Source organism: Micromonospora sp. WMMD736, assembly GCF_049179015.1.
Lineage (GTDB): Bacteria > Actinomycetota > Actinomycetes > Mycobacteriales > Micromonosporaceae > Micromonospora.
Genome location: NZ_JBMHMI010000001.1, coordinates 5,014,893 through 5,038,666, shown reverse-complemented (window position 1 = coordinate 5,038,666; position 23,774 = coordinate 5,014,893). Strand labels below are relative to the sequence as shown.

The following is a 23,774-nucleotide window of genomic DNA, read 5'->3' as shown; positions in this document are numbered from 1 at the left end:
TTGCACCGACCGGCCAAGTAGTTGTGCGACTACGCAGCGATGGGTCGCACGGGCTGCTGCGGTCGTTCGAGCCGGACGCCCGCCTGGTGCGCCGGGCCCGAACGGCGTCCCGAGAGCCGATGCAGCCCACCCGGGCCTGCGGACGGGTGCTTATGCTCGACGGGTGGACGACAGCGGGCAGGCGGTGCTGACCGGGGTGTTGCAGGCGGCCGAGGACGCCGCCCCCGTGGAGGCGGTCGAGGCAGTCACCGGCACCATCGCCGCGGCGCTGCACGCGTCGAGTGTGTCGCTGCTGATCGCCGACCTCAGCGGCCGCGCGCTGGTCCGGCTGACCCACCAACCGGCCCCCGGCGGTCCCGGCCGTCGCCAGGACGAGGAGGCCGCCGAGGTCCTGCCGTTCGACGGCGGTCCCCGCGAGCAGGTCATCCGTCAGCAGAGCACCCAGGTGCTCATCGGCGACGACCGGTGGACCGTGCTGGCGCCGGTCACCGAGCGCGGCGAGGCCATCGGCCTGCTGGAGATCGACCTTCCGCAGGAGCCGGACGAGTCGGTGATCGCGCAGATCACCCGCACCGCGCACGCGCTGGCGTTCGTGGTCATCGCCAACCGCCGGCACACCGACCTGTTCGAGTGGGGTCAGCGCAGCACCCCGTTCACCCTCTCCGCGGAGATCCAGCGCCGGCTGCTACCCGCCGCGTTCACCTGCGAGGCCGGCGCCTTCGCGCTCTCCGGATGGCTGGAACCGGCGGCCAGTGTCGGTGGGGACACCTTCGACTACAGCCTGGCCCGGGACCTGCTGCACCTCAGCGTCACCGACGCGATGGGGCACGGCGTGGCCAGCGCGCTGACCGCCACCCTCGGGGTGGGCAGCCTGCGGAACACCCGCCGTCGTGGCGACAGCCTCGTCGCGCAGGCCGACCAGGCCAACCGGGCCGTCGCCGAGCACGCCAACGTGCCCGGCGCGTACGTCACCGCAGTGCTCGGCCGGATGGACCTGCGTACCGGTCACTGCGAACTGCTCAACGCCGGGCACGTTCCGCCGCTGCTGGTCCGGGGTGGCCAGGTCGTACCGGTGGAGCTGCCCAGCAACTTCCCGCTGGGCATGTTCCCCGAGGAGAGCTACCGCAGCGGCGAGATCTCCCTACGCCCCGGCGACCGGTTGGTGATCGTCACCGACGGGGTGCGGGAACGCAACGCCGCCGACCTGGACCTGGCCGCGGCGCTGCTCGAGATCGCCCACCTGCATCCGCGCGAGGCGGTCCGGGCGTTGTCCGACGCGGTGCTGGCGGCCGCCGGCCCGGTGCTGGCCGACGACGCGACCCTGCTCATCATCGACTGGTACGACGGCCACGGGCCGCGTCGCAGCACCGCCGGCGCTGATGTCGACCGGGCCAGCAGCCACTGAGACGACGTTCAGGACGCCGCTGGGGACGCCGCCTCGGCGTCCTGCACGGTGTCGAAGGATTCGATGACCCGGTCCACCGACGTGATCGATAGCACCTTGCGTACCGGCGGCTGGGCTCCGGCCAGGCCGAGCCAGCCGTCCCGCGCCCGCATCGCCTTGTAGGCGGTCACGAGTGCGCCCAGGCCGCTGGAGTCCATGAACCCGACGGCGGCGAGGTCCACCACCACCACCCGGGCACCGCTCTCGACCGCCTCCAGCAGCCCGTCTCGCAGACGCGGCGTGGTGCTCATGTCCAGATCGCCGGCGACCTCCACCACCGTGCCGACGCGCCCTCGCCGGGTTGCCAACGCGAAATCCACCACTCCCCCTCACGTGTGCTGCGTCGGCCCGCTGTGCGGTGCCTGCTCGCCCCCTACCGTGCCAGATGCCGCCACCTACCGCCCTGTCAAGGTTCCGGATCCGTTCGTGCGACACGGGTATCGGGGCACCCGGCCGTGGGTATGACAGGGTGGTCCGGGCTGGCGACGCACGGGTCTGGGAGGGGGCTTCGCGATGCGGGTGGGCATGACAGTGTCGCTCCCGCGCCAGCCGTCGGCGGTGGCCCGCGCCCGGCACATCCTCGCCACCCTGCTGAGCCTGACCGACGTCGACGATGACGTTCGCGCCAACCTCGCGGTGCTGATCAGCGAGGCGTGCTCCAACGCGGTGATCCACGCCGATCCCGGCAGCGTCGTCGACCTCAGGATCAGCATCGACGACGACGTGTGTGTGCTCGAAGTCGGCAACCGGGGCAGCACCCCGGACGCGGCCAAGCTCGACGCCGACCTTCCCGCGCCGCTGACCATCGGCGGCCGTGGACTGCCGCTGATCGCCGCGCTCTCCGACACGGCCGCCTTCGTCGACGGACCAGCGGACGAGGTGCTGCTGCGCATCACCAAGAACCTCAGCAAGGTACGAACAGCGCCGTAGCGCCGGCCCTTGCCGTCGGGTCGCAACCCACTCGACACAGCATTGACATATTTCACTGCCAGATCTAGCGTCGGGGCCGAATCGATTCGGCCGTAACGACGGTCGGTCGGGTGGCGTTTCGGGCGTACGACAAGGGCCACCGACGATTCGACGACCCTCTGGTCCGCCTGGGCAGCGAGACCAGCGGTGCACACCCGTGGCGACGAGCCGATCGGTCGTCGTGGGCACACCGCGTCGGGGTTTCGTCCGCGCCGAGCGGCGTCGGCAGCGGTGAGCGGTGGCGTGTCGTGGCCGCCGTGGATCCCCTCACCTGTTTCCTTCGTGCCGATTGGCGGGAGCCCATCATGACAGGACGTAGACCCATCCTCGGTTCTCTTGCGACGGCGGCGCTCGTCGTCGCGACCGTGGGTGCGGCGATAGTGACCGGTGGCGCGAGCACCACCGCGTCGGCCGCGAACGTCGCAGCGGCCGCAGGAACCGCCGGGTGCGGCAAGGCACCCACGCTGACCAGCGGTCAACGGTCCATCCAGAGCAGCGGTCAGAACCGTAGCTTCATCCTGCGGATCCCTGACAACTACGACCGGAACCACCCGTACCGGCTGATCTTCGGATTCCACTGGAACGGCGGCACCATGAACGACGTCGACGGCGGCGGGTCGGACGGTGCGGCCTGGTCCTACTACGGCCTGCGCCAGCAGGCCAACAACAGCACCATCTTCGTCGCTCCGCAGGGCAACGGGAACGGCTGGGCCAACCCCGGCGGCCAGGACGTCACCTTCGTCGACAACATGATCAACCTGATCGAGGCCGACCTCTGTGTCGACACGTCGCAGCTCTTCGCGCTCGGCTTCAGCTACGGCGGAGGCATGAGCTACTCGCTGGCCTGCTCCCGCGCCAACGTCTTCCGCGCCGTCGCGGTCTACTCCGGCGGCCAGCTCAGCGGGTGCAGCGGCGGCAACCAGCCGATCGCGTACATGGGCATCCACGGCATCGGGGATCCGGTGCTCAACGTCTCCGCCGGGCGGTCCCTGCGCGACACGTTCGTCCGGAACAACGGGTGCACCGCGCAGAGCCCGCCCGAACCGAGAGCGGGGAGCCTGACCCACATCACCACCACGTACTCCGGCTGCCGGTCCGGCTATCCCGTGGTCTGGGCCGCCTTCGACGGCGGGCACACCCCCGGCCCGGTGGACGGCGGCGGGGACAGCGGCGCGCGGACCTGGACCAAGGGCGAGGTGTGGCGGTTCTTCACGCAGTTCAGCAGCACCGACCCGACGCCGAGCCCGACCGTCTCGCCCACCGGCAATCCGACCACCCCGCCACCGAGCAGCACGTCGGCGGTACGCAACACCGCCTCCGGTCGCTGCCTGGACGTCAACGGCGCCTCGCAGACCAACGGCGCGGCGGCGATCATCTGGGACTGCCACGGCCAGAGCAACCAGAGCTGGACCTCGACGGCGTCGCAGGAACTGCGGGTGTTCGGCGGCAAGTGTCTCGACGTCAACGGCGCCGCCACGGCGAACGGCAGCTCGGTGATCATCTGGGACTGCAACGGCCAGTCCAACCAGAAGTGGCGGTTCAACTCGGACGGCTCGATCACCGGGGTCGGGTCCGGTCGGTGCCTCGCCCTGGTCAACAACGGGACCGCCAACGGCACGCGTGCCGAGATCCGGGACTGCAACGGCGCCGCCAACCAGCGGTGGACCCGAAGCTGAGCCTGGCGGTCGCGCAACGGTAGGACCGTGCTGCTGCCGCGCCACGGTCCGGCTCGGTGGCGGAACCATCAGGCTCCGCCACCGAGCCATTCATCGAATCTTTCATGGCCGCCACTCGAAGTCCGTCGACGCAAATGGCGGTAATTGAGCCAGGAAGCGGCATTGACCGTCGATCCATGCGGTGTCTAACATACGACGTCTGCTCATCAACGATCTTCGATCATCGGCCCCTGTGCCTTGCGACAGCTCGACAACCTGCCGTACGGCTTCGGGTGTCGGGACGGTCCGGGAGGCGAATCAGATGTTCGGTAGAGAGAGCGCCGGCGAGGCGGCACGACGCCAGTCATGGCGACACACGCGGCGGCCACGTCGGTTAACGGCCGCGCTGGCGGGGGCGCTCGTGGGGGCGGCAGCCGTGCTGACCGCCGTCGCCACCCCGGCGCAGGCGGCGACGGCCATCACGATCAACGGCGGTTCCGGTGGGCGGGCACTCGACGGAGTCGGCGCGGTCAGCGGCGGCGGCGGCAACAGCAGACTGCTGATCGACTACCCGGAACCGCAGCGCAGCGACATCCTGGACTACCTGTTCAAGCCGGGCCGGGGTGCCGCGATGCAGCTGTTGAAGACCGAGATCGGCGGCGACACCAACTCCACCTCCGGCGCGGAGCCCAGCCACGAGCACACCCGGGGCGCCATCAACTGCAACCGCGGCTACGAGTGGTGGCTGATGGAGCAGGCGCGGGCCCGTAACGCCAACATCGCCCTGGCGGGCCTCGCCTGGGGAGCGCCGGGCTGGATCGGCAACGGCAACTTCTGGTCGAACGACTCCATCGACTACCTGGTCGCCTGGCTGGACTGCGCGGCGACCCACGGGTTGACCATCAACTACCTCGGCGGGTGGAACGAGAAGGGCTACAACGCCACCTGGTACAAGAACCTCCGCTCCACCCTCAACTCCCGGGGCTACAGCAGCGTCAAGATCGTGGCCTCGGACGACTTCGGCTGGGGTGCCGCCGACGAGTCGCTGCGCGACCCGGCGTTCGCCAACGCCGTACAGGTCTTCGGCAGCCACTACGTCTGCGGCTACCGCAGCGCCCAGTCCAGCTGCCCCAGCTCGAACAACGCGATCTCCACCGGCAAGGCGCTCTGGGCCAGCGAGAACGGCTCCGACGACTACAACGCCGGCGCGCAGGCTCTCGCCCGGGGCATCAACCGTGGCTACATCGACGGCAAGATGACCGGCTACATCAACTGGCCCGCCATCGCCGCCATCACCCCCAACATCCCGTGGGCGACCACGGGCGTTGCGGTGGCCCAGCAGCCCTGGTCCGGCGCCTACTCGATCGGCAAGAGCGCCTGGGTGATGGCACAGACCACGCAGTTCACCGCGCCGGGCTGGCGGTATCTCGACGGATCGAGCGGCTACCTCGGCGGCAACCGCAACAACGGCAGCTACGTGTCGCTCAAGTCCACCAACAACAGCGACTACAGCACCATCATCGAGACGATGGACGCCGGATCGGCGCAGACCCTCGACTTCACCGTCACCGGCGGACTGTCCACCGGGACCGTGCGCGTCTGGTCGACGAACGTCAGGTCGAACAACACCGCCGACCACTTCGTCCGGGGCAGCGACCTCACGCCGAACGGCGGCCGCTTCTCGCTGACCGTCCAGCCCGGCTACGTCTACAGCATCACCACCACCAGCGGGCAGGGCAAGGGCACGGCGACCAGCCCGGCGCAGGGCACCCTGAAGCTGCCGTACAGCGACACCTTCGACAGCTACGACGTCGGCCGTGAGGCCAAGTACCTGATGGACCAGCAGGGTTCGTTCGAGATCGCCACCTGCGGGGGCGGGCACTCGGGCCGGTGCGTCCGGCAGATGTCGGAGCAGACGCCGATCTTCTGGACGTCCGGGCACGCCGAGCCGTTCACGCTGCTGGGTGACCTGAGCTGGCGCAACTACACGCTCTCCTCCGACGTCATGCTGGAGAAGTCCGGCTACGCGCAGCTCATCGGGCGTGCCAACACGTACAACCACCAGGGGCCGCAGAACCTCAACGGCTACTACTTCCGGGTGACCGACGGAGGCGCGTGGTCGATCCGAAGCAACAACACCAGCGGCAACTGGCGCACGCTGGCCAGCGGCAACACCTCGGCGCTGGGCACCGGTCGCTGGCACACCCTGGCGTTGACGCTCAACGGGAGTACCCTCACCGCGAGCATCGACGGCACCACCGTCGGCACGGCCTCCGACTCGACCTGGGTCGCCGGCCAGATCGGGTATGGGACGGGCCAGGGAGTCAGCGCCCAGTTCGACAACCTCTCCGTCACGCCGGTCGGCAACTCCGGTGAGCCGGGCCCGACCGGGACGATCCGTGGCGCCGGCTCCAACCGGTGCCTGGACGTCAACGGTCAGAGCCAGGCCGACGGCGCGGTCGTGCAGATCTGGGACTGCAACGCCGGAGCCAACCAGCAGTGGACGCTCACCAGCAGCAACCAGCTCACCGTCTACGGCAACAAGTGCCTCGACGTGGCGAGCACCGCGACGGGGAGCCGCGCACGGATCATGACCTGCAACGGCGGCGGCGGCCAGCAGTGGCGCGTCAACGGCGACGGCACGATCACCGGGGTAGCCTCCGGGCTCTGCCTGGACGTCAACGGCGCGGGCACCGCCAACGGCACCGCCGTGCAGATCTGGACGTGCACCGGCGGCAGCAACCAGCAGTGGATCCGCGGCTGATCGACGGTCGTCCGCACCCGGGCGTCGTACCGGATTGATGGCTCCCGGCCGCTCACCCGAGCGGCCGGGAGTCGCCGTTTCGGCGCGGGCTCCACGTCGGAGGGTGAGGGCGTATCGTGTGGTGGCCGCGCCGCAGGTGGCCGAGAGCTTCCGCCCGCCGAACCCGTGTTGAGTGAGCCGTGGTGAACCAGGAGGCAGGTATGACCGAGCAGGCGGCGACCAGGGTGGCGCTGTACACGTTCGCCCAGCACACCAATCGTCGGGTGGCCGAGTTTCGTTGGCAGCCCGGCCAGCCGGTGTCGCTGACCGTCCTCGACCCGGAGTGGGGTGCGCTCGCACAGGACTTCTACGACAACGGCGTGCCGGTCGGCGCGCAGCGGGTGTCGCCGGAGGCCGGTCCGGAGTTCATGCGCGCCCTGCTGCAACGTTTCCGGATGAGCTACTACAGGTTCGTGGACGAGAGCGGCTGACCCCGCCCTACTCGGCGACCCCGCCGCTCTTTCCGTATCCTGGCGGGCGTGGGCGTCCGACGCGCCGCACCGGAGAGGGGCGACCAGAGCATGACGGCGGTACCGGACCAGCGGGCGACCGCCGTACGGTCGTCGGACGCCGGGCAGGCGGCGCAGGACGATCTGCGAGCGCTGTTCGGGCAGTCCATCGCGGTGTTCGCCGCCCTGGTAGGGCCCACGCACGTGGTGGAGGCGGCGAACCCGGCGTTCTTCGCCGCCATCGGTTCGGAACGCGCGCGCACCGGGATCACGGTCGCCGAGCTGCTGCCCGAGTTGGCCGGTCAGGGCTTCCTCGACCTGCTGGACGAGGTCTACCGCACCGGCAAGCCGTACACCGGTCGGGACGCCCGGATCGTGCTGGGCGTCGGCCCGCACGCGCGGGAGGCGTTCTTCGACTTCACCTACGAGCCGCGCCGCGACGCCGACGGCACGGTGACCGGGATCCGCGTGATCGGCGTGGAGATCACCCAGGTCAAGCACGCCCAGCGGTTGATGGTCGAGCACCGCGCCCTGCTGGAGCAGATCGCCCGGCAGGCGCCCCTGACCGAGGTGCTGGACGGGATGGCCCGCTGCATCGAGGGTCTGACACCCGAGCGGGTGCTCGTCTCCGTGCTGCTCGCCGACGCGGACGGCCGGCACCTGCGCCACGGTGCCGCGCCGAGCCTGCCCGAGTTCTACAACGAGGAGATCGACGGGATCGCCACCGGCGAGGGTGTCGGTTCGTGCGGCACCGCGGCGTACCGGCGGGAGCCGGTCATCGTCACCGACATCGCGACCGACCCGTTCTGGGTGGACTTCCGGGATCTGGCGGAGCGGGCCGGTCTCGCCGCGTGCTGGTCGATGCCGATCCTGGCTCGCGACGGCGGCCTGTTGGGCACCTTCGCCATGTACCACCGCACGCCGCGTGTCCCGCAGGACACCGACCTGGCCCTGGCCCGGGTCTTCGCCGACACCGCGGCGCTCGCCATCGAGCGGCACCGGGTCGAGCAGGAGAAGGCGGCCGCCGAGGCGCGCGCCAGGGCGGCCCACGAGGAGCTGGCCAGGGCGGTACGCGCGGAGCGGCAGTTGCGCGCCGAGGCGGAGCAGCGGGCCGCCGCGGCCGCGGAGCTCACCGAGCGGATGCGTGACGCCGCCGCCACCCAGGCCGCCCGACCGCATCCGGAGCACTGCCAACTCGGCGGTGTCCAGGGCTGCTCCGCACCCGCCAGGGTCAAGATCGCCGATTCGTGGGGCGACTCGGCCTGGGGCTGCGACACGCACGTGGAGGAGGCCATCCTCAACGTGCGGTCGGTGTTCATCGCCAACGAGGAACTCGGCGGCCTCGCCGCGTACGTCAACCGCTGACCGCCCCGACGCGGCGGCCGGTCAGGCCGCGACGGCCGCCCGGACGTCGTCGTTGGCCTCGCGCAGCCGGGTCGCGGCCTCCTCGGCGGAGCAGTGCGCGAGCAGCAGCACGATGGCGGTCTTGGCGTGGCCCTGGGCTGCGGCCAGCGCCCCCGCGGCCGTGTCGAGATCGGTGTCGGCGGCCTCCGCGACGATGCGACGCGCCCGGTCGACGAGCTTGGCGTTGGTGGCGTTCATGTCCACCATCAGGTTGCCGTAGACCTTGCCGAGCCGGGCCATCGTGGCGGTGGAGAGCATGTTGCAGACGAGCTTCTCGGCGGTTCCGGCCTTGAGCCGGGTGGAGCCGGTGAGCACCTCGGGGCCGGTGGGCACCTCGATGGCGACGTCGGCGTGCCGGCTGATCACCGCGTCGGTGTTGCAGGCGACGGAGACGGTGGTCGCCCCGCGCGTGCGGGCGTGCGCCAACCCACCCACCACGTACGGGGTACGACCGCTGGCCGCAAGCCCCACCACGGTGTCGCGGTCGTCGACGCCGATCGCGTCGAGATCGGCGACGGCGCGGGCCGGGTCGTCCTCCGCACCCTCGACGGCGACGCCGAACGCGCCGGCCCCGCCGGCGAGCAGACCGATGACCCGCTCGGGCGTCGTACCGAAGGTCGGGGGGCACTCGACGGCGTCGAGCATGCCGATCCGGCCGCTGGTGCCGGCGCCCAGGTAGATCAACCGGCCACCTCGGCGCAGCGATGCCACGACGACGTCGACGGCGGCCGCGATGTCCGGCACGGCCCGGCGGACGGCGTCCGCCACCGTGCGGTCCTCGTCGTTCATGGCGAGGAGCATCTCGGTGGGCGACATGCGGTCGAGGTCGGTGGTCTTGTCGTTGCGGGTCTCGGTGCCGAGGGTGCTGAGGTCCACGGGGTGTTCGTTCCTCTCGCTGGTGACTCAGTCGCCGACCGGGCGAGTGCTCCCTGACCAGTTCGGCGACGCGCGCCAGATCGTTGAGAATCCGCCGGCAACGCACCGTTTGGGCCTCGCGTCCGCCCCGTATCGGCAAGCTGAGACCACAGCGTAACCAGACCGGACGGGCACTGGCAAAAAGTTTCGCGATAGTGTGGGCCAACGTCACTTATTGACAACCCCGCTGGTTGGGAGTGAACCGTGCGTCAACTCGACCTTGTCGTGATCGTGCTGTACCTCGTGGTGATCGCCGCTGTCGGACTACGCCTGTCCGGTAAACAGAAGTCGTCCAAGGACTACTTCGTGGGCGAGGGAAAGCTGCCCTGGTGGACCGTCTCGTTCTCCGTGGTCGCCACCGAGACCAGCGTCCTGACCGTGATCAGCGTGCCCGGCGGCGCGTACAGCAGTCAGGGTTTCGGCAACGTCGAACTGGCGCTCGGCTACGTGATCGGCCGCGTGATCGTGGCCGCGGTGCTCATCCCGCTCTACAAGCGGGGTGGCTTCGTCAGCGCCTACCAGTACCTCGGTGAGCGGTTCGGCCTGAAACTCCAGGGTCTGGCGTCGGTCACCTTCGTCTTCACCCGCCTGCTCGCCGAGGGCGTACGACTGTTCGCCTCGGCGATCCCGATCAAGCTGCTCCTCGACGAGTTCGGGCTGAACGTCGGCTACCAGGCGATCATCATCGTGCTGACGCTGATCACGGTGGTCTACACCTACCTCGGTGGCATCAAGGCCGTCATCTGGACCGACGCCATCCAGATGGGCCTCTACCTGGGCGGGGCGATCCTGGCCATCGCGGTGCTCAGCCACGCCATCGGGTTCGACGGCTACTCGCAGGCGCTGGACGCCGGCAAGTTCCAGCTCTTCGACACCAACTTCGACCTCGCGCACGTGCTCACCAGCCCGTTCGCCCTGCCGACCGCGATCATCGGTGGCGCGATCTTCGCGATGGCCAGCCACGGGTCGGACCAGCTCATCGTCCAGCGCATCCTGTCGACCCGCACGCTGCGCGAGGGCCAGTTGGCGATGGTCTCCTCGGGCATCTTCGTGGTCATCCAGTTCGCGGCGTTCTCGCTGGTCGGCGCGCTGCTGTGGTCGTACAACAAGGGCCAGACCTTCAAGGAGCTGGGCCTGAACAGCACCGACAACCTGTACCCGAACTTCATCCTGCACGCCCTGCCGGTGGGCATCTCGGGCCTGCTGGTCGCCGGCATCCTCGGCGCGGCGATGGGGTCGCTGTCGTCGGCGCTGAACTCGATGTCGAACTCCACCGTCGCCGACTTCATCCACAGCTTCTTCAAGAAGGTCCCGTCGGACGACACCATGCTCCGGCTGGCCCGGGTGATGACCCTGGTCTGGGCGGTGCTGATGGCGATCTTCGCCTGCGCGTTCAGCTCCAGCACCGGAAACGTCTACCTGACCGGTCTGACCATCGCCGGCTACACCTACGGGGCGCTGCTCGGCGCGTTCCTGCTCGGCCGCCTCGTGAAGCGGGCCAACCAGGTCGACGCGGTGATCGCCTTCCTCGTCACCGTCGCGGTGATGACCTACATCGTCCGCTACGTCAAGATCGATGTGACGACGGCCGGCACCACCACCGCGACCGCCATCGCCGCCCAGTGGCTGGTGCCGATCGGCGTCCTGATCACCCTGGCCGTCGGCGCGGTGTCGAGCTGGTTCCACCCGGCCCCGACGCCGTACGACCACCGCCGCGTCGACGATGACGACGAGACGACGGCGGCACCCGTGGGCCGGGCATGAAGGAGACCGCCATGCGCGTGATCGGCCTGATGTCCGGCACCTCGTACGACGGCATCGAAGCCGCCGCGGCCGAGTTCGAGCTGGACGGCGACACCCTGCGGATGCGCCCGCTGGGCCGGCTCGGCCACCCGTACCCGGACGAGCTGCGGGCTCGGATCGCCGCTGCCCTGCCACCCGCGCCGACCAGCACCGAGGCGATCTGCGTGCTGGACACCGGCATCGGCCAGGCGTTCGCCGAGGCCGGCACGCGGGCCCTCGCCGACCTGTGCGACGGTCGGGCCGACCTGGTCGTCTCGCACGGCCAGACCATGCACCACTGGGTCGAGGGCGGCACCGTCCGGGGCACCCTGCAACTGGGGCAGCCGGCCTGGATCGCCGAGGCCACCGGTCTTCCGGTCGTGGCCGACCTGCGCACCCGCGACGTCGCCGCCGGTGGCCAGGGCGCACCCCTGGTCGCCCTCTTCGACACGCTGCTCCTGCGCGGTCTGCCGGGCGTCCCGGCCGCCCTCAACCTGGGCGGGATCGCCAACATCACCGTCGTCGGGCCGGACGCCGACCCGCTCGCGTTCGACACCGGACCGGCCAACGCGCTCCTCGACGCCGCCGTACGTCACTTCACCGGTGGTGCCGAGGAGTACGACCGGGACGGGCGCGGGGCAGCCGCCGGGCAGGAGAGCCCGGCGCTGCTGCGGCGGCTGCTCGACGAGCCGTACTACCGGCTGCCCGGCCCCAAGAGCACCGGCAAGGAGCTGTTCCACCTGCCGTACCTGCTCGCCGCCCTGGCCGACGTGCCCACCCCGGATTCGCGGGACGTGCTGGCCACGCTCACCCGGCTGACGGCGGTCACGGTGGCCGACGCCTGCCGCGCGCACGGCGTCACCCGGCTCGTGGTCTCCGGCGGCGGGGCGCACAACCCGACGCTGATGGGCATGCTCGTCGACGAGCTGCCGGACGTCGACCTGACGTCCAGCGACGAGGTGGGTGTCCCGTCGGACGCCAAGGAGGCGCTGGCGTTCGCGCTGCTGGGCTACCTGACCGTGCACGGGCTGCCGGGCACCCTGCCCTCGGGCACCGGAGCGCGACACGCCTCGGTACTCGGCAGCATCACCCCCGGCCGCGAGCCACTGCGGCTGCCCGCGCCGGCTGGCACCGCCCCGACCCGCTTGCTGATCGTCGCGTCCGACTGACCGCCCCCGCACGGGAGGATCCGCCCATGAGCACCGTCGTACCCGCGCCGACCGCCGCCGGCGTCCGGGCCCGCGAGGTCGCCGACCTGCTGCGCTCCCGCCTCGACGACCCGAGCCGGGCCAGCGCCGAGCTGCCCCGGCGGCTCGCGGCGGCGCACGACGCCTCGCCGTACCTGTTCGAGCCGCAGGCGGTGGTCCGCGCCGCCTCGGCGGCCGAGGTGGGCGCGCTGATGGCCGGCGCCCGGGAGGCCGGGGTGCCGCTGACCCTGCGCGGCGGCGGCACCAGCCTCGCCGGGCAGGCCGGCGGCGCGGGCGTCCTAATCGACGTGCGCACCGACTGGCGCGACGCGGAGGTGCTCGACGACGGGCGGCGCATCCGGCTCCAACCCGGGCTGACGATCCGGCAGGCCAACGCCCGGCTGGCCCGCTACGGCCGTCGGCTCGGCCCGGACCCGGCCAGCGAGGCCGCCTGCACGGTGGGCGGCATGGTGGCCAACAACTCCAGCGGGATGACCTGCGGCACCACCGACAACGCGTACCGCACGATGGAGTCGCTGCGTTTCGTGCTGCCGTCCGGCACGGTCGTCGACTCCGCCGCCCGCGACGCCGACGAGCGGCTGCGGGCCGCCGAACCCGAGCTGCACGCCGGGCTGCTGCGGCTGCGCGACCGGGTGCGGTCCGACCCCGGCTCGCGGGCCACCATCGAGCGGCTGTTCGCCATGAAGAACACCATGGGGTACGGGCTGAACTCGCTGCTCGACCACAGCAGCCCGGTCGACATGCTCGCCCACCTCATGATCGGCAGCGAGGGCACGCTCGGCTTCGTGGCCGAGGCGGTCTTCCGTACCGTCGAGATCCGCCCGCATGCCGCCACCGGGCTGCTCATCCTGCCGGGTCTCACCGACGCCACCGACGCGCTGCCCGCCCTGCTCGCCGCCGGCGCGCGTACCGCCGAACTGCTGGATGCCGCCGCGCTGCGGGTCAGCCAGCGTGACCCGGGCGCGAGCGCGGCCCTGCGCGGGCTGACCGTGACCGGCCACGCGGCGCTGCTCGTCGAGTTCGCCGAGGACAGCGCGGAGCACCTGGCCGCGACGCTCGCCGACGCCCGGGGTGTGCTCGACCGGCTGCCCGCCGTCACCGGCACCGAGCTGACCCGTGACCCGCGCGAGCGGGCCAAGCTCTGGCACCTGCGCAAGGGCCTCTACACGGCGGTGGCCGGGGCCCGCCCGCCCGGCACCACGGCCCTGCTGGAGGACATCGCGGTGCCGATGGACCGGCTGACCGGCACCTGCGACGGGCTGATCGACCTGTTCGAGCGGCACGGCTACGCCGACGCGGTGATCTTCGGGCACGCCCGCGACGGCAACCTGCACTTCATGCTGACCCAGTCGTTCGACACGCCGGCCGAGGTCGACCGCTACGCGCGGTTCACCGACGCCATGGTCGACCTCGTGCTCGCCGAGGGCGGCACCCTCAAGGCCGAGCACGGCACCGGCCGGGCCATGGCGCCCTTCGTCCGCCGGCAGTACGGCGACGAGCTGTACGACGTGATGCGCGAGCTGAAGCGGCTGTGCGACCCGAGCGGCCTGCTCAACCCGGGCGTGCTGCTCAACGACGACCCGAGCGTGCACCTGCGGCAGCTCAAGGCCGTGCCGACGGTCGACGAGGAGCTGGACGCCTGCGTGGAGTGCGGCTACTGCGAGCCGGTCTGCCCCACCGCCGACGTCACCACCACGCCCCGGCAGCGCATCGTGCTGCAACGGCAGATCGCCCTCGCCACCGCCGCCGGTGACGAGGAGCGCCGCCGCGAGTTGACCGACGACTACGCGTACGCGGCGGTGGACAGCTGTGCCGCCGACAGCCTCTGCGTCACCGCCTGCCCGGTCGGCATCGACACCGGGGCGGCGATGAAGCGGCTGCGCGCCGAGCGGCACAGCCCGCGCGCCCAGCGAACGGCCGCCGGTGTCGCCCGGCACTGGAAGGCCGCCGTGACCGGCGTCCGGGTCGGACTGAACACCGCCCACGTCACCCCGACGCCGGTGGTCCGCGCCGCCACCGGGGTGCTCCGGTCCCTCGGCGGCACCGAACTCGTACCACAGTGGAGCGACGACGTCCCGCGGGCCGGCGCTCCCCGTCCCGCGCCGCGCAGCACGCCGGACGCCCAGGCGGTGTTCTTCGCGGCTTGCATCGGCAGCGTCTTCGCGGCCCAGGACGGCCCGTCCGGCGGGTCGGCGGCGGCGTTCCTGCGGCTGTGCGAGCTGGCCGGGGTGCCGGTGGTCGTACCCGCCGGCACGGCGGGGCTGTGCTGCGGAACGCCCTGGCAGTCCAAGGGCTACCCGGCCGGGCACCGCGAGATGGCCGAGCGCACCCTGGCCGTGCTCTGGGCCGCCAGCGACCAGGGCCGACTGCCCGTCGTGTGCGACGCGTCGTCCTGCACCCACGGCCTCGCGCAGTTGACCGCCGCGCTCGCCGTCGAGGACCAGGCGAAGTACGCCGGGCTGCGCTTCGTCGACAGCGTCACCTTCACCGCGCAGCACCTGCTGCCGACGCTGCCCGAGCCCCGGCGACTCGGGTCGCTCGCGCTGCACCCCACCTGCTCGACCGTGCACCTCGACGGCGTCGACGACCTGCACACGGTGGCCCGGGCGGTCGCCGACACGGTGACCGTGCCGGACAGTTGGGGGTGCTGCGCCTTCGCGGGCGACCGGGGGCTGCTGCACCCCGAGGTCACCGCCGGTGCGACCGCCGCCCAGGCCGCCGAGGTGAACCAGCGCCCGCACGACGCGTACGCCTCCTGCAACCGCACCTGCGAGATGGGCATGAGCCGGGCCACCGGGCAGCCGTACCGACACGTGCTGGAGGTGCTCGCCGAGGCCGTCGAGCCGCCGGCCTAGGAGCGCTCCGCGTCCGCGCGGCGCAGCAGCGCGGCGGCGAGCAGGCCACCGGCCAGGACGGCGGCGGCGCCGACCAGTTGCCCGGTCTCCAGCGCGGAGGCGAAGGCGCTGGTCACGGCCGCCCGCTGCGGTCCCTCCCGCGCAGCCGCGAGCGCCGCCGGGAACGAGTCCGCGCCGGCCAGCGCGGCGGGCAGCAGCGCCGCGAACCGGGCGTTCAGGACGGCACCGAGTACGGCGATGCCGAGGCTGCTGCCGACCTCGGTCATGGTCCCGTCCACTCCGGCACCGGCACCGGCCTTGTCGGCCGGGATCGCGCTCATCACCGCCTCCACGATCGCCGGGTTGGCCAGGGCGCAACCGACGCCCATGACGAGCAGGCCACCGAGCAGCACCCCGTACCCGCCGTCGGACAGCAGGGTCACCACCGCGAGGCCGGCCGCGAGCAGGCTCATGCCGACGGCGATGGCGGCGGCCAGCCCGAGGCGGCGGATCACGACGGCCGCCACCCCACTGACGTTGAGCAGCACGATGGACAGGGCGAAGGGGGCCATGCGCAGGCCCGCCTCCCAGGCCGGATAGCCACGGACGAACTGGAGGTGCTGGGTCAGCAGGAACAGCGCGCCGGTCGCCCCGAAGGTGACCAGGACGACCCCGGAGACCGCGCCGACGAACCGCCGGTTCCGGAAGAAGTGCATGTCCAGCATGGGGTGGGCGATCCGCCGCTCCCAGCGGACGAACAACCCGAGCAGGAGTACGCCGACACCGGCCGTGCCGATCACCTCGGTCGAGGTCCAGCCCCGCTCCGGCCCGGCGATGATCGCGAAGACGACCGCGCTCAGCCCGGCGGTGGAGAGGGTCGCTCCCCACCCGTCGAGTCGGCCGCCGATCGTGCTGCGGGACTCCGGCACGAGTGCCCGCCCGACGAGCAGGCAGACCAGCACGATCGGCACGTTCAGCAGGAAGATGGCGCCCCACGGCAGGTGGGCCAGGATGGTGCCGCCGATCGGCGGGCCGACCGCGAAGCCGAACGCGCTGGTGGCGGCCCAGATGCCGATGGCCCGGGAGCGTTCCGGACCGTCGAAGACCTGCATCGCCACCGCGAGCGTCGACGTGACCAGCAGCGCGCCACCGATGCCCATCCCCGCCCGTGCGGCGATCAACTGACCGCTGCTGCTCGCGAGGCCCGCCGCCAGCGAGCCGAGTCCGAACAGGACGAGCCCGGCGAGCAGCATCCGACGACGGCCGTACCGGTCGGCGGCGGCACCCGCCGTGAGCAGCAGTCCGGACAGCGCCAGGGCGTACGCGTTGATCATCCACTGCGCGTCGGCGGTGCTCGCGCCCAGCTCGGTGGTGAGCACCGGCACCGCCACGGTCAGCACCGTGTTGTCCAGCACCACGACGAACTGGGCGGTGCACAGCACGGCCAGCACGAGCCAACGGTGTGGTGGCCGGACCGTCGCCGCCGGGACGGCGACCGGCTGGGTGAGCGTCACACCGCCGCCCGTACGCCGGTCGAACGCTGCCCGGTCGTCGACCCGGAGGCGGTGTGGGGCGTGCGGGGGAACCGACGCTGGTGCGCCAGACCGAGGGCGACCCCGGCGGCGACCAGCACGACGGCGGCGACCGCCACCGGCGGGTAACCGACCCGGTCCGCCGCCGCCAGGCCCACCGAGGAGGCCACGAACGAGCACACCAGGCCGAACGACGACAGGACGGTGAAGTCCGTGCCACCGGTTCCCGGTCGCGAGTAGTCCATGTTCACCGTGTAGAGCACGACGTTGGCGATCGTGTAGGCCACCATGAAGCAGCAGAGCGCGGTGACGGTGCCGCCCAGTGGGGCGCGGCCGTTCAGCAACGGCAGCAGCATCGTCGTGGACACCACGAGGGCCACGCCGCCGACCACCAGCATCGCGCCGCGGCCGTACCGCCCGACGCCGACCCCGGCGACCAGCCCGGCCACGATGGCCGGCGCGCTGGTCACCACACCGGTCACCACGCCGATCCGGCCCAGCGACCATTCCGCGTCCACCAGGGCGGGCGTCACCAGCGCGTACGCCATGCCCGCGCCGACGTAGACCAGCGGCACGACGCCGAAGGTCCACCGCCGGCAGCCGGGCTGGCCGAACACCGACAGCAGCGCCCGGTAGGCGGTACCGACGCGCTCGACCCGGTCGGTACGGGCGGGCTCGGAGAACCGCCACACCACCAGCAGCCCGACCGCGGTCAGCGCGGCCAGCAGGCCGACCGCCGGCACCCAGCCGAGGAGGTCGTAGACCAGGACGCAGGCGCCGCCGCCGAGCAGGTTGCCGAGGTAGCTCGCCGCCACCTGGATGCCGTTGCCGGTCCCCCGGTCCGCCTCGTGGAGCATCCGCACGGCCACGGCGTCCACGGCGATGTCCTGCGTGGCGGAGAAGAAGACGTACGCGGCGCAGATGGCGATGACCGGCCCGAGCGCGTCGGCCGGACGGGGGAACGGCAGGAGCGCGAGCAGGGCCAGCACCAGGGCGCTCTGGAGGACGAGCAGCCAGGACCGGTAGTGGCCACGGCGACGGGAGCCGTACCGGTCGAGGATCGGCGCCCAGAGGAACTTGACGGGCCAGATCACGCCGACGACCTGGAGCAGCGCGAGGGTGTCCAGCGAGGTGCCGCCGTCGCGCAGGATGGCGGTCAGGCCGACGGTGATGAAGCCGATGCCGAGGTACTGGGTGACGTACAGCGCGGTGAGGGTGCCGAGCCGGCCTCTCACGGGGCTTTCCAGTAGCCGAGTGAGGTCAGCCGGTTCTTGTCCACGCCCAACGTCCGGCGGATGTGCCGGGTGATGCCCCGGGTGGTGGCCGCCTCGCAGGCGACCCAGTAGTGGGCCGCGTCGTTCGCCGGCAGGTCGGCGCGGAGAGTGTCGACGAGGTGCTGGCCGTCGGCGTCCCGGGGCACCCAGGTGACGTCGTGGTGTGCGCGGGCGCGCGGCGCGAGGGCCTTCTCGCCCTCGTGGGCGTACTCGAGCCAGATCGTCGCCGGGATGTCGGCGCCGGCGTCGAGCAGGCTGTTGACGGCCGGCAGGGAGGCCGCGTCGCCGACGAGGTAGAGGTGCTCCGGCGCGGGCTCGGGCAGCGCGAAGGCGCTGCCCTGCACGGTGGCGACGATGGTGTCGCCCACCTGCGCCGAGGTAGCCCAGCGGGCGGCGCAGCCGTCGTGGATGGCGAATTCGAGACTGAAGCGGCCGGTGGCCGGGTCGGGGTCGACGAGTGTGTACGCCCGCTGGTGCGCCCGCCCGTCGTTGTCGAACCAGAGTCGGACCCACATCGTGGGGTGGACGCCGCACTCCGCCAGGAGGCCGCCGTCGTCCAAAAGCAGCCGCTGGTAGTGCCCGTCCACCGACTCGGTGGCCCGCACCGTCAACTGAAAGTCCCGGCCTCCCATGGCCTTGAGGACCAGGGCTTCCCAGTTCCGTTTCACGCACCCCTCCAGGTAAGGCCAGCCTTCGTTAGGGCAGGCTAACCTACCTTCGCCGCAGACGGAACGCGTGCCCCTCTCTCGACTCCCTCAGCAAAGGACCACGACATGACATACCAGGAGAAGATCGTCGACCTCGGCGAGTTCACGCTGACACCTGTGGTGCCCGACCGGGACGCGGCGCTCCTGCACCGCTGGGTCACGCTGCCCCGGAACTCCTTCTGGGGAATGGGGGCGCACACCCTCGACGAGGTCCACGAGATCTACACCTTCGTCGACGGCCTGCCCACGCACCACGCGTACCTGATCCACGTCGACGGGGAGCCGGTCGGCCTGTTCCAGACCTACCAGCCCGAGGCGGACCCGGTCGGCGAGCGGTACGCCGTACAGCCCGGGGACGTCGGGATGCATTTGCTGCTCAACCCGCCACGGCACCTCGCCCGTGGCCTCACCGACGCGGTCGGCCCGGCCCTGGCCCGGTTCCTGTTCCGCGACCCGGCCGCGCAGCGGATCGTCGTCGAGCCGGACGTCCGCAACCACCTCGCACTGCGCCGCCTGGAGATGGAGGGGTTCACCTTCGACGCCGAGATCGACATGCCGGACAAGCGCGCCCAGCTCGCGTTCCTCACCCGGTCCCGCTTCGCGGCCGACCACCCGGCCGCCTGACCACCGGATCAGCGATTCGCGCTGAAGAAGCCGATCAGCGTCGCGGCCCACCAGCCGAGCTGGGAGGTGAGGGCGGCGGCGACGCCGGGCAGCAGAGCGGTCCAGTGCGGGTCGCCCTGGACCGCGACGAGTCGATCCCGCAGCCGGCCGAGGAAGAGACCGTTGACGCCGACCACGAGCACCGCGACGAGCTTGACCCACACCAGCGCCGAGGACGTGTCCGGCCCCAACGCGACGCCGCTGACGACGAGACCGACCAGACCCAGCCAGATGAGCGGGTGAGCTGCCCGTGCCGCGTTCAGCACGGCGTCGAGCGGTTCGCGGCGCAACAACCAGCGCAGGCTGAACCAGTCCACCGTCAGCACCGCGCCGAAGCCCACCACCAGGCAGGTCAGGTGGCAGAAGAGGGCGAGCATCCGCCCGCCCGGAGAGAGGGTGACGTGCGGCGCGGCGAGGACCGCGAGCAGCCACCCGAGGCCCACCAGCCCGCTCGCTCCGACCAGGGTGGCGTGGCCGGCGGCACGGCGGTGCCCACCGCGCCAGCCCGCCGTCCGTGTGGTCGCCGCACCCCGACGGGGCGGCACCGCCGCACCGGTACGACCTCGTCGGACGCTGCCCGGGTACCCGGTCGTCACGGCACGATGGGCCGCCCGCGACACCCGCGCCGGACCGCCCACGGTGTCGTACCGGTCAGTGGTCCGCATCGTCGGTCGCGCCGGGGCGACCCGCCAGGGCGCTCAGCTCGGCGGCCCGCGTCGCCTGGATCCGGCCGGCGAGCGCCCGCACCTCCGGGCTACCCCCGGCGTTCTGCTCGCCCCGACACAGCACGACCGTCTGCTCCAGGTGCGCCCGGAGCAGACCCACGGCCCGGGACGGCACCTCGGCGTCGGGGGCGGCGCGCAGCTCCGCGAGGCGGTCGTCGGTCACCATGCCGGGCATCTGGTGACCCTCGTGGATGTTCTGCTCCGGGACGTTGCCGGCGGCCAGTAGTCGCCGCAGCTCCGACGCCTCGGCCCGGTGCGCCGTGCGGATGTCACCGAGGACGGCGCGTAGCGCGGGGTCGGTGGCCGACGGACGGGTGTCGAGGTGGTCGATCAGGGCGAGGGCACCCTCGTCCATCGGGAGGAGCAGTTGGATGAAGGCGTCGTCGGTGCCGTTGAGCAGCACCGACGCGGCCGGCGCGGGAGCCGGTGACGCGGGCGCGGTGGATTGATCGGTGCGGCCCGCGTTCCGGGTCAGACCGACCGCCAGCGTCGTCGCGGCCAGGGTGACGGCGACGCCGGCGATCCGCCAGGCGGGAGCCTTGCGGGTGACCATCAGCGCGCGGCCTGGAACGCGCGGCCGATCGCCGTCGCCTTGTTGCCGTCGCTGAACAGCCCGGACTTGTCCTTGTCGGTCGCGGGCAGGCCGAACCAGGCGTACCGCTGCACGTAGGAGAGTTGGCCGAGCATGCTGGTGGCCGCGGTGAGGAAGGCGGCCTGCTGCTCCTGGCTGGGGAAGGTCTGACGCCCGCCGTCGTAGCGGATCAGCGCGAACTCGGTCAGCCAGATCGGCTTCTTGTAGCGCTGGTAGACGGCTTGCAGGTACTGCCGGAGCTGGTCCACCGCCGCGGCCGTGGTGAAGTCCCCGCCGTACCAGTGCAGGGCGATGAAGTCGACGCGATGACCCCGGGCCTCGGCGCCGGCCATGAACCTGCCCAGCCAACCCTGCGGATCCGCGCCACCGAAGGCGACCGCCGGGCTGCTCAGTTTGCTGCCCGTCGCCATCAGTTGCGGCCACAGGTCCAGTGCCTGCTCGACTGTCATGTTGGCCTGCTCGGGCAGGTCCGGCTCGTTGAAGCCGAGCAGGTAGGGCCCGGCGGCCCGGGCCCGGGCCAGCTCGCCGGCGTTGACGTTCTCCGCGCTACGGATCATGGGGACGAACGTCGCCCCCTTGGGGGTGGTGATGCCGGAGTGCTGGGTGCCCCAGGTGTAGTACCAACCGGCCTTCGAGTTGGCCAGCGCCTGACTCGCGCCCGCGAAGTTCCACACCCCGACGCCCTTGCGCGCGGAGCTGACCGCCGGCACCACCGGCGCCTTCGAGGGCGAGGGGCGCACGCTCGGTGACGGCGCCCTGCTCGGGGAGGCGACGACGGTGGGCGAGGCGGGCGGCGCTGCGGCCCAGGAGGGCGCGGCCTGTGGCGCGGCGGCCGGATCAGCCGGCAGGAGCACCACCACCGCGGTGATCGCGGCGACCGCCGCCGCCACCGAAGCGGCGAGGGACGGCAGCAGTCCACCGGGCGCGTGCGCCGCCAGGCCGGTGACGCTCGCCGACGGCCCGACGGCCGGTGCGACGACCATGGGCGCGGTCGCCTGGGGGAGTTGGGCGCTGATGCCGGCCGGCACCGGCAACAGCGACATCCCCGCGAGCAGCCGATCGATCGGCAGGAAGGCTGCGCCCAGGCGTCCGCAGAACGCGCAGTCGCGGACGTGTCGGGCCAACCGCTTGCGCCACAGCGGGCTGGGGTTGCCGTCCCACTCGGCGGTCAGGGCGTGCAGGTCCGGGCACCCGGGTCGTTCGTGCAGCGCGCGGACGACCCCTCGGGCGCTCTGGATCTGCTCCTTCATCCGGTGGATGCGGACCGCGACGTGCCCCGGCGACAGATTCGCCGCCTCGGCGATCTCGGTACGGGTCAGCTCGCCGGTCTCCTCCAACCACCACAGCGAGAGCAGTTCCTGGTCGTCCGGGTCGAGCCACCTGGTGGCCTCGGCGACCTCACGTCGCTGGTCGGTGAGGCCGAGCCGGAGGATGGTCATCCCGGCGAAGTCGGAGGCGGGGTCGGGCACGTTGTGGATCGCGTCCAGCCCGGCATCCCGGTTGAGGGCCACCCGTCGCCGCTGGTCCCAGTCGCGTACCTGCCGGATGGTGATCGCCACCAGCCAGGACCGGTACGCCGTCGGGTCGTTGAGGCTCGGCAGGTGCCGGATCACCCGTACCAGAGTCTCCTGGACCACGTCGTCGACGTCGGCGTGGCCGCGCAGCGCACGCCCGACGATGTTGTAGACCAGCGGAAGCGAGGCCGCCACCAGGTCGTCGAGAGCGCGCCGGTCGCCCTGTCGCGCCGCGACGACCAACCCGGGATCGGCAACTGCCCGACCGGCTGACGACATGGGTCTCACTCCTTGTGCGCTCGACGAGAACAGCGCCGGTGCGCGCTGACCGCTCCTGATCGGAGACGAGCGGTGGCAGGTCAGATTACGGTTTTCTGCTCGGACCGGACACCGGCCGCGGCCGTCGGGCGTGATCTGCCCGACTCACCCTGCCGGGTCCGGCAGACACCGTTACGGTCGAGGCTGCGGCAAGCGGAGGATGGGGACGGAACATGACGCTTCAGATCGACCTCACCGGTAGGACCGCGCTGGTCACCGGCTCCACCCAGGGCATCGGCGCGGCCATCACGGTCGGGCTCGCCCGGGCGGGGGCGCGGGTGGCCGTGAACGGCCGGACCGCCGCCAGCGTGGAGCGCGCGGCGAAGGCGCTGCGCGACGAGGTCCCCGGCGCGCAGGTCGTCGAGGTGGACGCGGACGTGTCGACCGACGAGGGCGCGGCGCGCACGCTCGACCTGCTGCCCAGCGTCGACATCCTGGTCAACAACCTCGGCGTCTTCGGGCCCACCGAGCCGCTGGAGATCTCGGACGACGAGTGGCGTCGGTACTTCGAGGTGAACGTGCTGGCCGGCGTCCGGCTGACCCGCGCCTACCTGCCGGCGATGATGGACCGGGGTTGGGGTCGGGTGCAGTACATCGCCAGTGACTCGGCCGTCGTCATCCCCGCCGAAATGATCCACTACGGCGTCTCGAAGACCGCCCTGCTCGGCGTCTCGCGCGGGTTCGCGAAGGCCGCGGCCGGCACCGGCGTGACCGTCAACTCGGTGCTCGCCGGGCCGACCCACACCGGCGGCGTGGAGGACCTCGTGGCCGAACTCGTGGGCGACAGCCTCCCCTGGGAGGAGGCCCAGCGGGAGTTCATGCGGCTGCACCGGCCACAGTCGCTGCTCCAGCGGCTCATCGAGCCCGAGGAGATCGCCAACATGGTCACGTACCTCGCCTCTCCGCTCGCCTCGGCGACGACGGGCGCGGCGGTCCGGGTCGACGGCGGCTACGTCGACGCCATCGTGCCGTAACGGCGGCCGGGC

Annotated in this window: 19 protein-coding genes; 11 read left to right on the top strand and 8 right to left on the bottom strand. The window is 71.9% G+C overall.

Annotation, left to right across the window (positions count from 1 at the left end; translation table 11 throughout):
• Positions 1–163 precede the first annotated feature (163 nt).
• Positions 164–1,405, top strand: a complete 1,242-nt coding sequence (locus ACN269_RS22800) for a PP2C family protein-serine/threonine phosphatase (protein ID WP_421474327.1) — start codon at positions 164–166, stop codon at positions 1,403–1,405.
• An 8-nt stretch (positions 1,406–1,413) separates the two neighbouring features.
• Here the strand turns inward: ACN269_RS22800 and ACN269_RS22795 are convergent, their stop codons facing one another.
• The gene (locus tag ACN269_RS22795; protein WP_421474326.1) at positions 1,414–1,752 is read right to left on the bottom strand and encodes an STAS domain-containing protein; all 339 of its coding nucleotides are present in this window, start codon (positions 1,750–1,752) and stop codon (positions 1,414–1,416) included.
• Between the two features lie 217 nt (positions 1,753–1,969).
• On the opposite strand from ACN269_RS22795, the gene ACN269_RS22790 reads away from it, so the two are divergent.
• From ACN269_RS22790 to ACN269_RS22770, 5 genes are all read left to right on the top strand, one after another.
• Complete coding sequence (locus ACN269_RS22790) at positions 1,970–2,374, top strand: ATP-binding protein (protein ID WP_421474325.1); 405 nt, start codon at positions 1,970–1,972, stop codon at positions 2,372–2,374.
• 344 nt (positions 2,375–2,718) lie between these two features.
• The gene (locus tag ACN269_RS22785; protein WP_421474324.1) at positions 2,719–4,089 is read left to right on the top strand and encodes a ricin-type beta-trefoil lectin domain protein; all 1,371 of its coding nucleotides are present in this window, start codon (positions 2,719–2,721) and stop codon (positions 4,087–4,089) included.
• Between the two features lie 301 nt (positions 4,090–4,390).
• Positions 4,391–6,832, top strand: coding sequence for a ricin-type beta-trefoil lectin domain protein (locus tag ACN269_RS22780; RefSeq protein WP_421474323.1), 2,442 nt, complete (start codon positions 4,391–4,393; stop codon positions 6,830–6,832).
• A 200-nt stretch (positions 6,833–7,032) separates the two neighbouring features.
• A complete protein-coding gene (locus ACN269_RS22775) occupies positions 7,033–7,302 on the top strand; it encodes a hypothetical protein (protein WP_421474322.1) in 270 nt (89 codons plus the stop codon).
• A gap of 48 nt (positions 7,303–7,350) precedes the next feature.
• Positions 7,351–8,685 (top strand): GAF domain-containing protein, encoded by a 1,335-nt coding sequence (locus tag ACN269_RS22770; protein WP_421474321.1) that lies wholly within the window; start codon positions 7,351–7,353, stop codon positions 8,683–8,685.
• 21 nt (positions 8,686–8,706) lie between these two features.
• On the opposite strand, the gene murQ is transcribed toward ACN269_RS22770, so the two are convergent.
• The gene (murQ, locus tag ACN269_RS22765) at positions 8,707–9,600 is read right to left on the bottom strand and encodes an N-acetylmuramic acid 6-phosphate etherase (protein WP_421474320.1); all 894 of its coding nucleotides are present in this window, start codon (positions 9,598–9,600) and stop codon (positions 8,707–8,709) included.
• 243 nt (positions 9,601–9,843) lie between these two features.
• Between murQ and ACN269_RS22760 the strand changes: the two genes are divergently transcribed.
• Genes ACN269_RS22760 through ACN269_RS22750 form a run of 3 tightly spaced genes read left to right on the top strand, consistent with a single transcriptional unit; the run spans position 9,844 to position 15,484 of the window.
• A complete protein-coding gene (locus ACN269_RS22760; protein ID WP_421474319.1) occupies positions 9,844–11,403 on the top strand; it encodes a sodium:solute symporter in 1,560 nt (519 codons plus the stop codon).
• A gap of 11 nt (positions 11,404–11,414) precedes the next feature.
• Entirely contained in the window at positions 11,415–12,590 is a 1,176-nt protein-coding gene (locus ACN269_RS22755) for an anhydro-N-acetylmuramic acid kinase (RefSeq protein WP_421474318.1), read from the top strand.
• A 26-nt stretch (positions 12,591–12,616) separates the two neighbouring features.
• Entirely contained in the window at positions 12,617–15,484 is a 2,868-nt protein-coding gene (locus tag ACN269_RS22750; protein ID WP_421474317.1) for an FAD-binding and (Fe-S)-binding domain-containing protein, read from the top strand.
• On the opposite strand, the gene ACN269_RS22745 is transcribed toward ACN269_RS22750, so the two are convergent.
• From ACN269_RS22745 to ACN269_RS22735, 3 genes are read right to left on the bottom strand one after another with little or no spacing between them, the layout of a single operon-like run.
• Entirely contained in the window at positions 15,481–16,977 is a 1,497-nt protein-coding gene (locus ACN269_RS22745; RefSeq protein WP_421474316.1) for an MFS transporter, read from the bottom strand. The two genes, ACN269_RS22750 and ACN269_RS22745, sit on opposite strands and share 4 nt — an antisense overlap.
• On the bottom strand, positions 16,974–18,230 hold the full coding sequence (locus ACN269_RS22740) for an MFS transporter (RefSeq protein WP_421474315.1): 1,257 nt from the start codon (positions 18,228–18,230) through the stop codon (positions 16,974–16,976). Before ACN269_RS22740 ends, ACN269_RS22745 begins: the two co-directional genes overlap by 4 nt.
• Positions 18,227–18,937, bottom strand: coding sequence for a siderophore-interacting protein (locus ACN269_RS22735; protein ID WP_421474314.1), 711 nt, complete (start codon positions 18,935–18,937; stop codon positions 18,227–18,229). Before ACN269_RS22735 ends, ACN269_RS22740 begins: the two co-directional genes overlap by 4 nt.
• 105 nt (positions 18,938–19,042) lie before the next feature.
• On the opposite strand from ACN269_RS22735, the gene ACN269_RS22730 reads away from it, so the two are divergent.
• Positions 19,043–19,600: a GNAT family N-acetyltransferase gene (locus ACN269_RS22730; protein WP_421474313.1), complete on the top strand. Its 558-nt coding sequence runs from the start codon at positions 19,043–19,045 to the stop codon at positions 19,598–19,600.
• Between the two features lie 8 nt (positions 19,601–19,608).
• Here ACN269_RS22730 and ACN269_RS22725 read toward each other — a convergent pair whose 3' ends face one another.
• From ACN269_RS22725 to ACN269_RS22715, 3 genes are read right to left on the bottom strand one after another with little or no spacing between them, the layout of a single operon-like run.
• Entirely contained in the window at positions 19,609–20,304 is a 696-nt protein-coding gene (locus tag ACN269_RS22725) for a hypothetical protein (RefSeq protein ID WP_421474312.1), read from the bottom strand.
• Positions 20,291–20,917 (bottom strand): DUF305 domain-containing protein, encoded by a 627-nt coding sequence (locus tag ACN269_RS22720; protein ID WP_421474311.1) that lies wholly within the window; start codon positions 20,915–20,917, stop codon positions 20,291–20,293. Before ACN269_RS22720 ends, ACN269_RS22725 begins: the two co-directional genes overlap by 14 nt.
• Positions 20,917–22,749 (bottom strand): sigma-70 family RNA polymerase sigma factor, encoded by a 1,833-nt coding sequence (locus ACN269_RS22715; protein WP_421474310.1) that lies wholly within the window; start codon positions 22,747–22,749, stop codon positions 20,917–20,919. The genes ACN269_RS22720 and ACN269_RS22715 overlap by 1 nt, the downstream gene beginning before the upstream one ends.
• A 212-nt stretch (positions 22,750–22,961) precedes the next feature.
• On the opposite strand from ACN269_RS22715, the gene ACN269_RS22710 reads away from it, so the two are divergent.
• Positions 22,962–23,762 (top strand): SDR family NAD(P)-dependent oxidoreductase, encoded by an 801-nt coding sequence (locus tag ACN269_RS22710; RefSeq protein WP_421474309.1) that lies wholly within the window; start codon positions 22,962–22,964, stop codon positions 23,760–23,762.
• The last annotated feature ends 12 nt before the right edge of the window (positions 23,763–23,774 follow it).

Excerpts from the sequence above, each read along its gene's own strand:
- ACN269_RS22790 (WP_421474325.1), top strand. The coding sequence starts at position 1,970 with ATGACAGTGTCGCTCCCGCGCCAGCCGTCGGCGGTGGCCCGCGCCCGG.
- ACN269_RS22720 (WP_421474311.1), bottom strand. The coding sequence starts at position 20,917 with ATGGTCACCCGCAAGGCTCCCGCCTGGCGGATCGCCGGCGTCGCCGTC.
- ACN269_RS22780 (WP_421474323.1), top strand. The coding sequence starts at position 4,391 with ATGTTCGGTAGAGAGAGCGCCGGCGAGGCGGCACGACGCCAGTCATGG.
- ACN269_RS22730 (WP_421474313.1), top strand. The coding sequence starts at position 19,043 with ATGACATACCAGGAGAAGATCGTCGACCTCGGCGAGTTCACGCTGACA.
- ACN269_RS22715 (WP_421474310.1), bottom strand. The coding sequence starts at position 22,749 with ATGTCGTCAGCCGGTCGGGCAGTTGCCGATCCCGGGTTGGTCGTCGCG.
- ACN269_RS22710 (WP_421474309.1), top strand. The coding sequence starts at position 22,962 with ATGACGCTTCAGATCGACCTCACCGGTAGGACCGCGCTGGTCACCGGC.
- ACN269_RS22725 (WP_421474312.1), bottom strand. The coding sequence starts at position 20,304 with ATGCGGACCACTGACCGGTACGACACCGTGGGCGGTCCGGCGCGGGTG.
- ACN269_RS22755 (WP_421474318.1), top strand. The coding sequence starts at position 11,415 with ATGCGCGTGATCGGCCTGATGTCCGGCACCTCGTACGACGGCATCGAA.
- ACN269_RS22775 (WP_421474322.1), top strand. The coding sequence starts at position 7,033 with ATGACCGAGCAGGCGGCGACCAGGGTGGCGCTGTACACGTTCGCCCAG.
- ACN269_RS22750 (WP_421474317.1), top strand. The coding sequence starts at position 12,617 with ATGAGCACCGTCGTACCCGCGCCGACCGCCGCCGGCGTCCGGGCCCGC.
- ACN269_RS22785 (WP_421474324.1), top strand. The coding sequence starts at position 2,719 with ATGACAGGACGTAGACCCATCCTCGGTTCTCTTGCGACGGCGGCGCTC.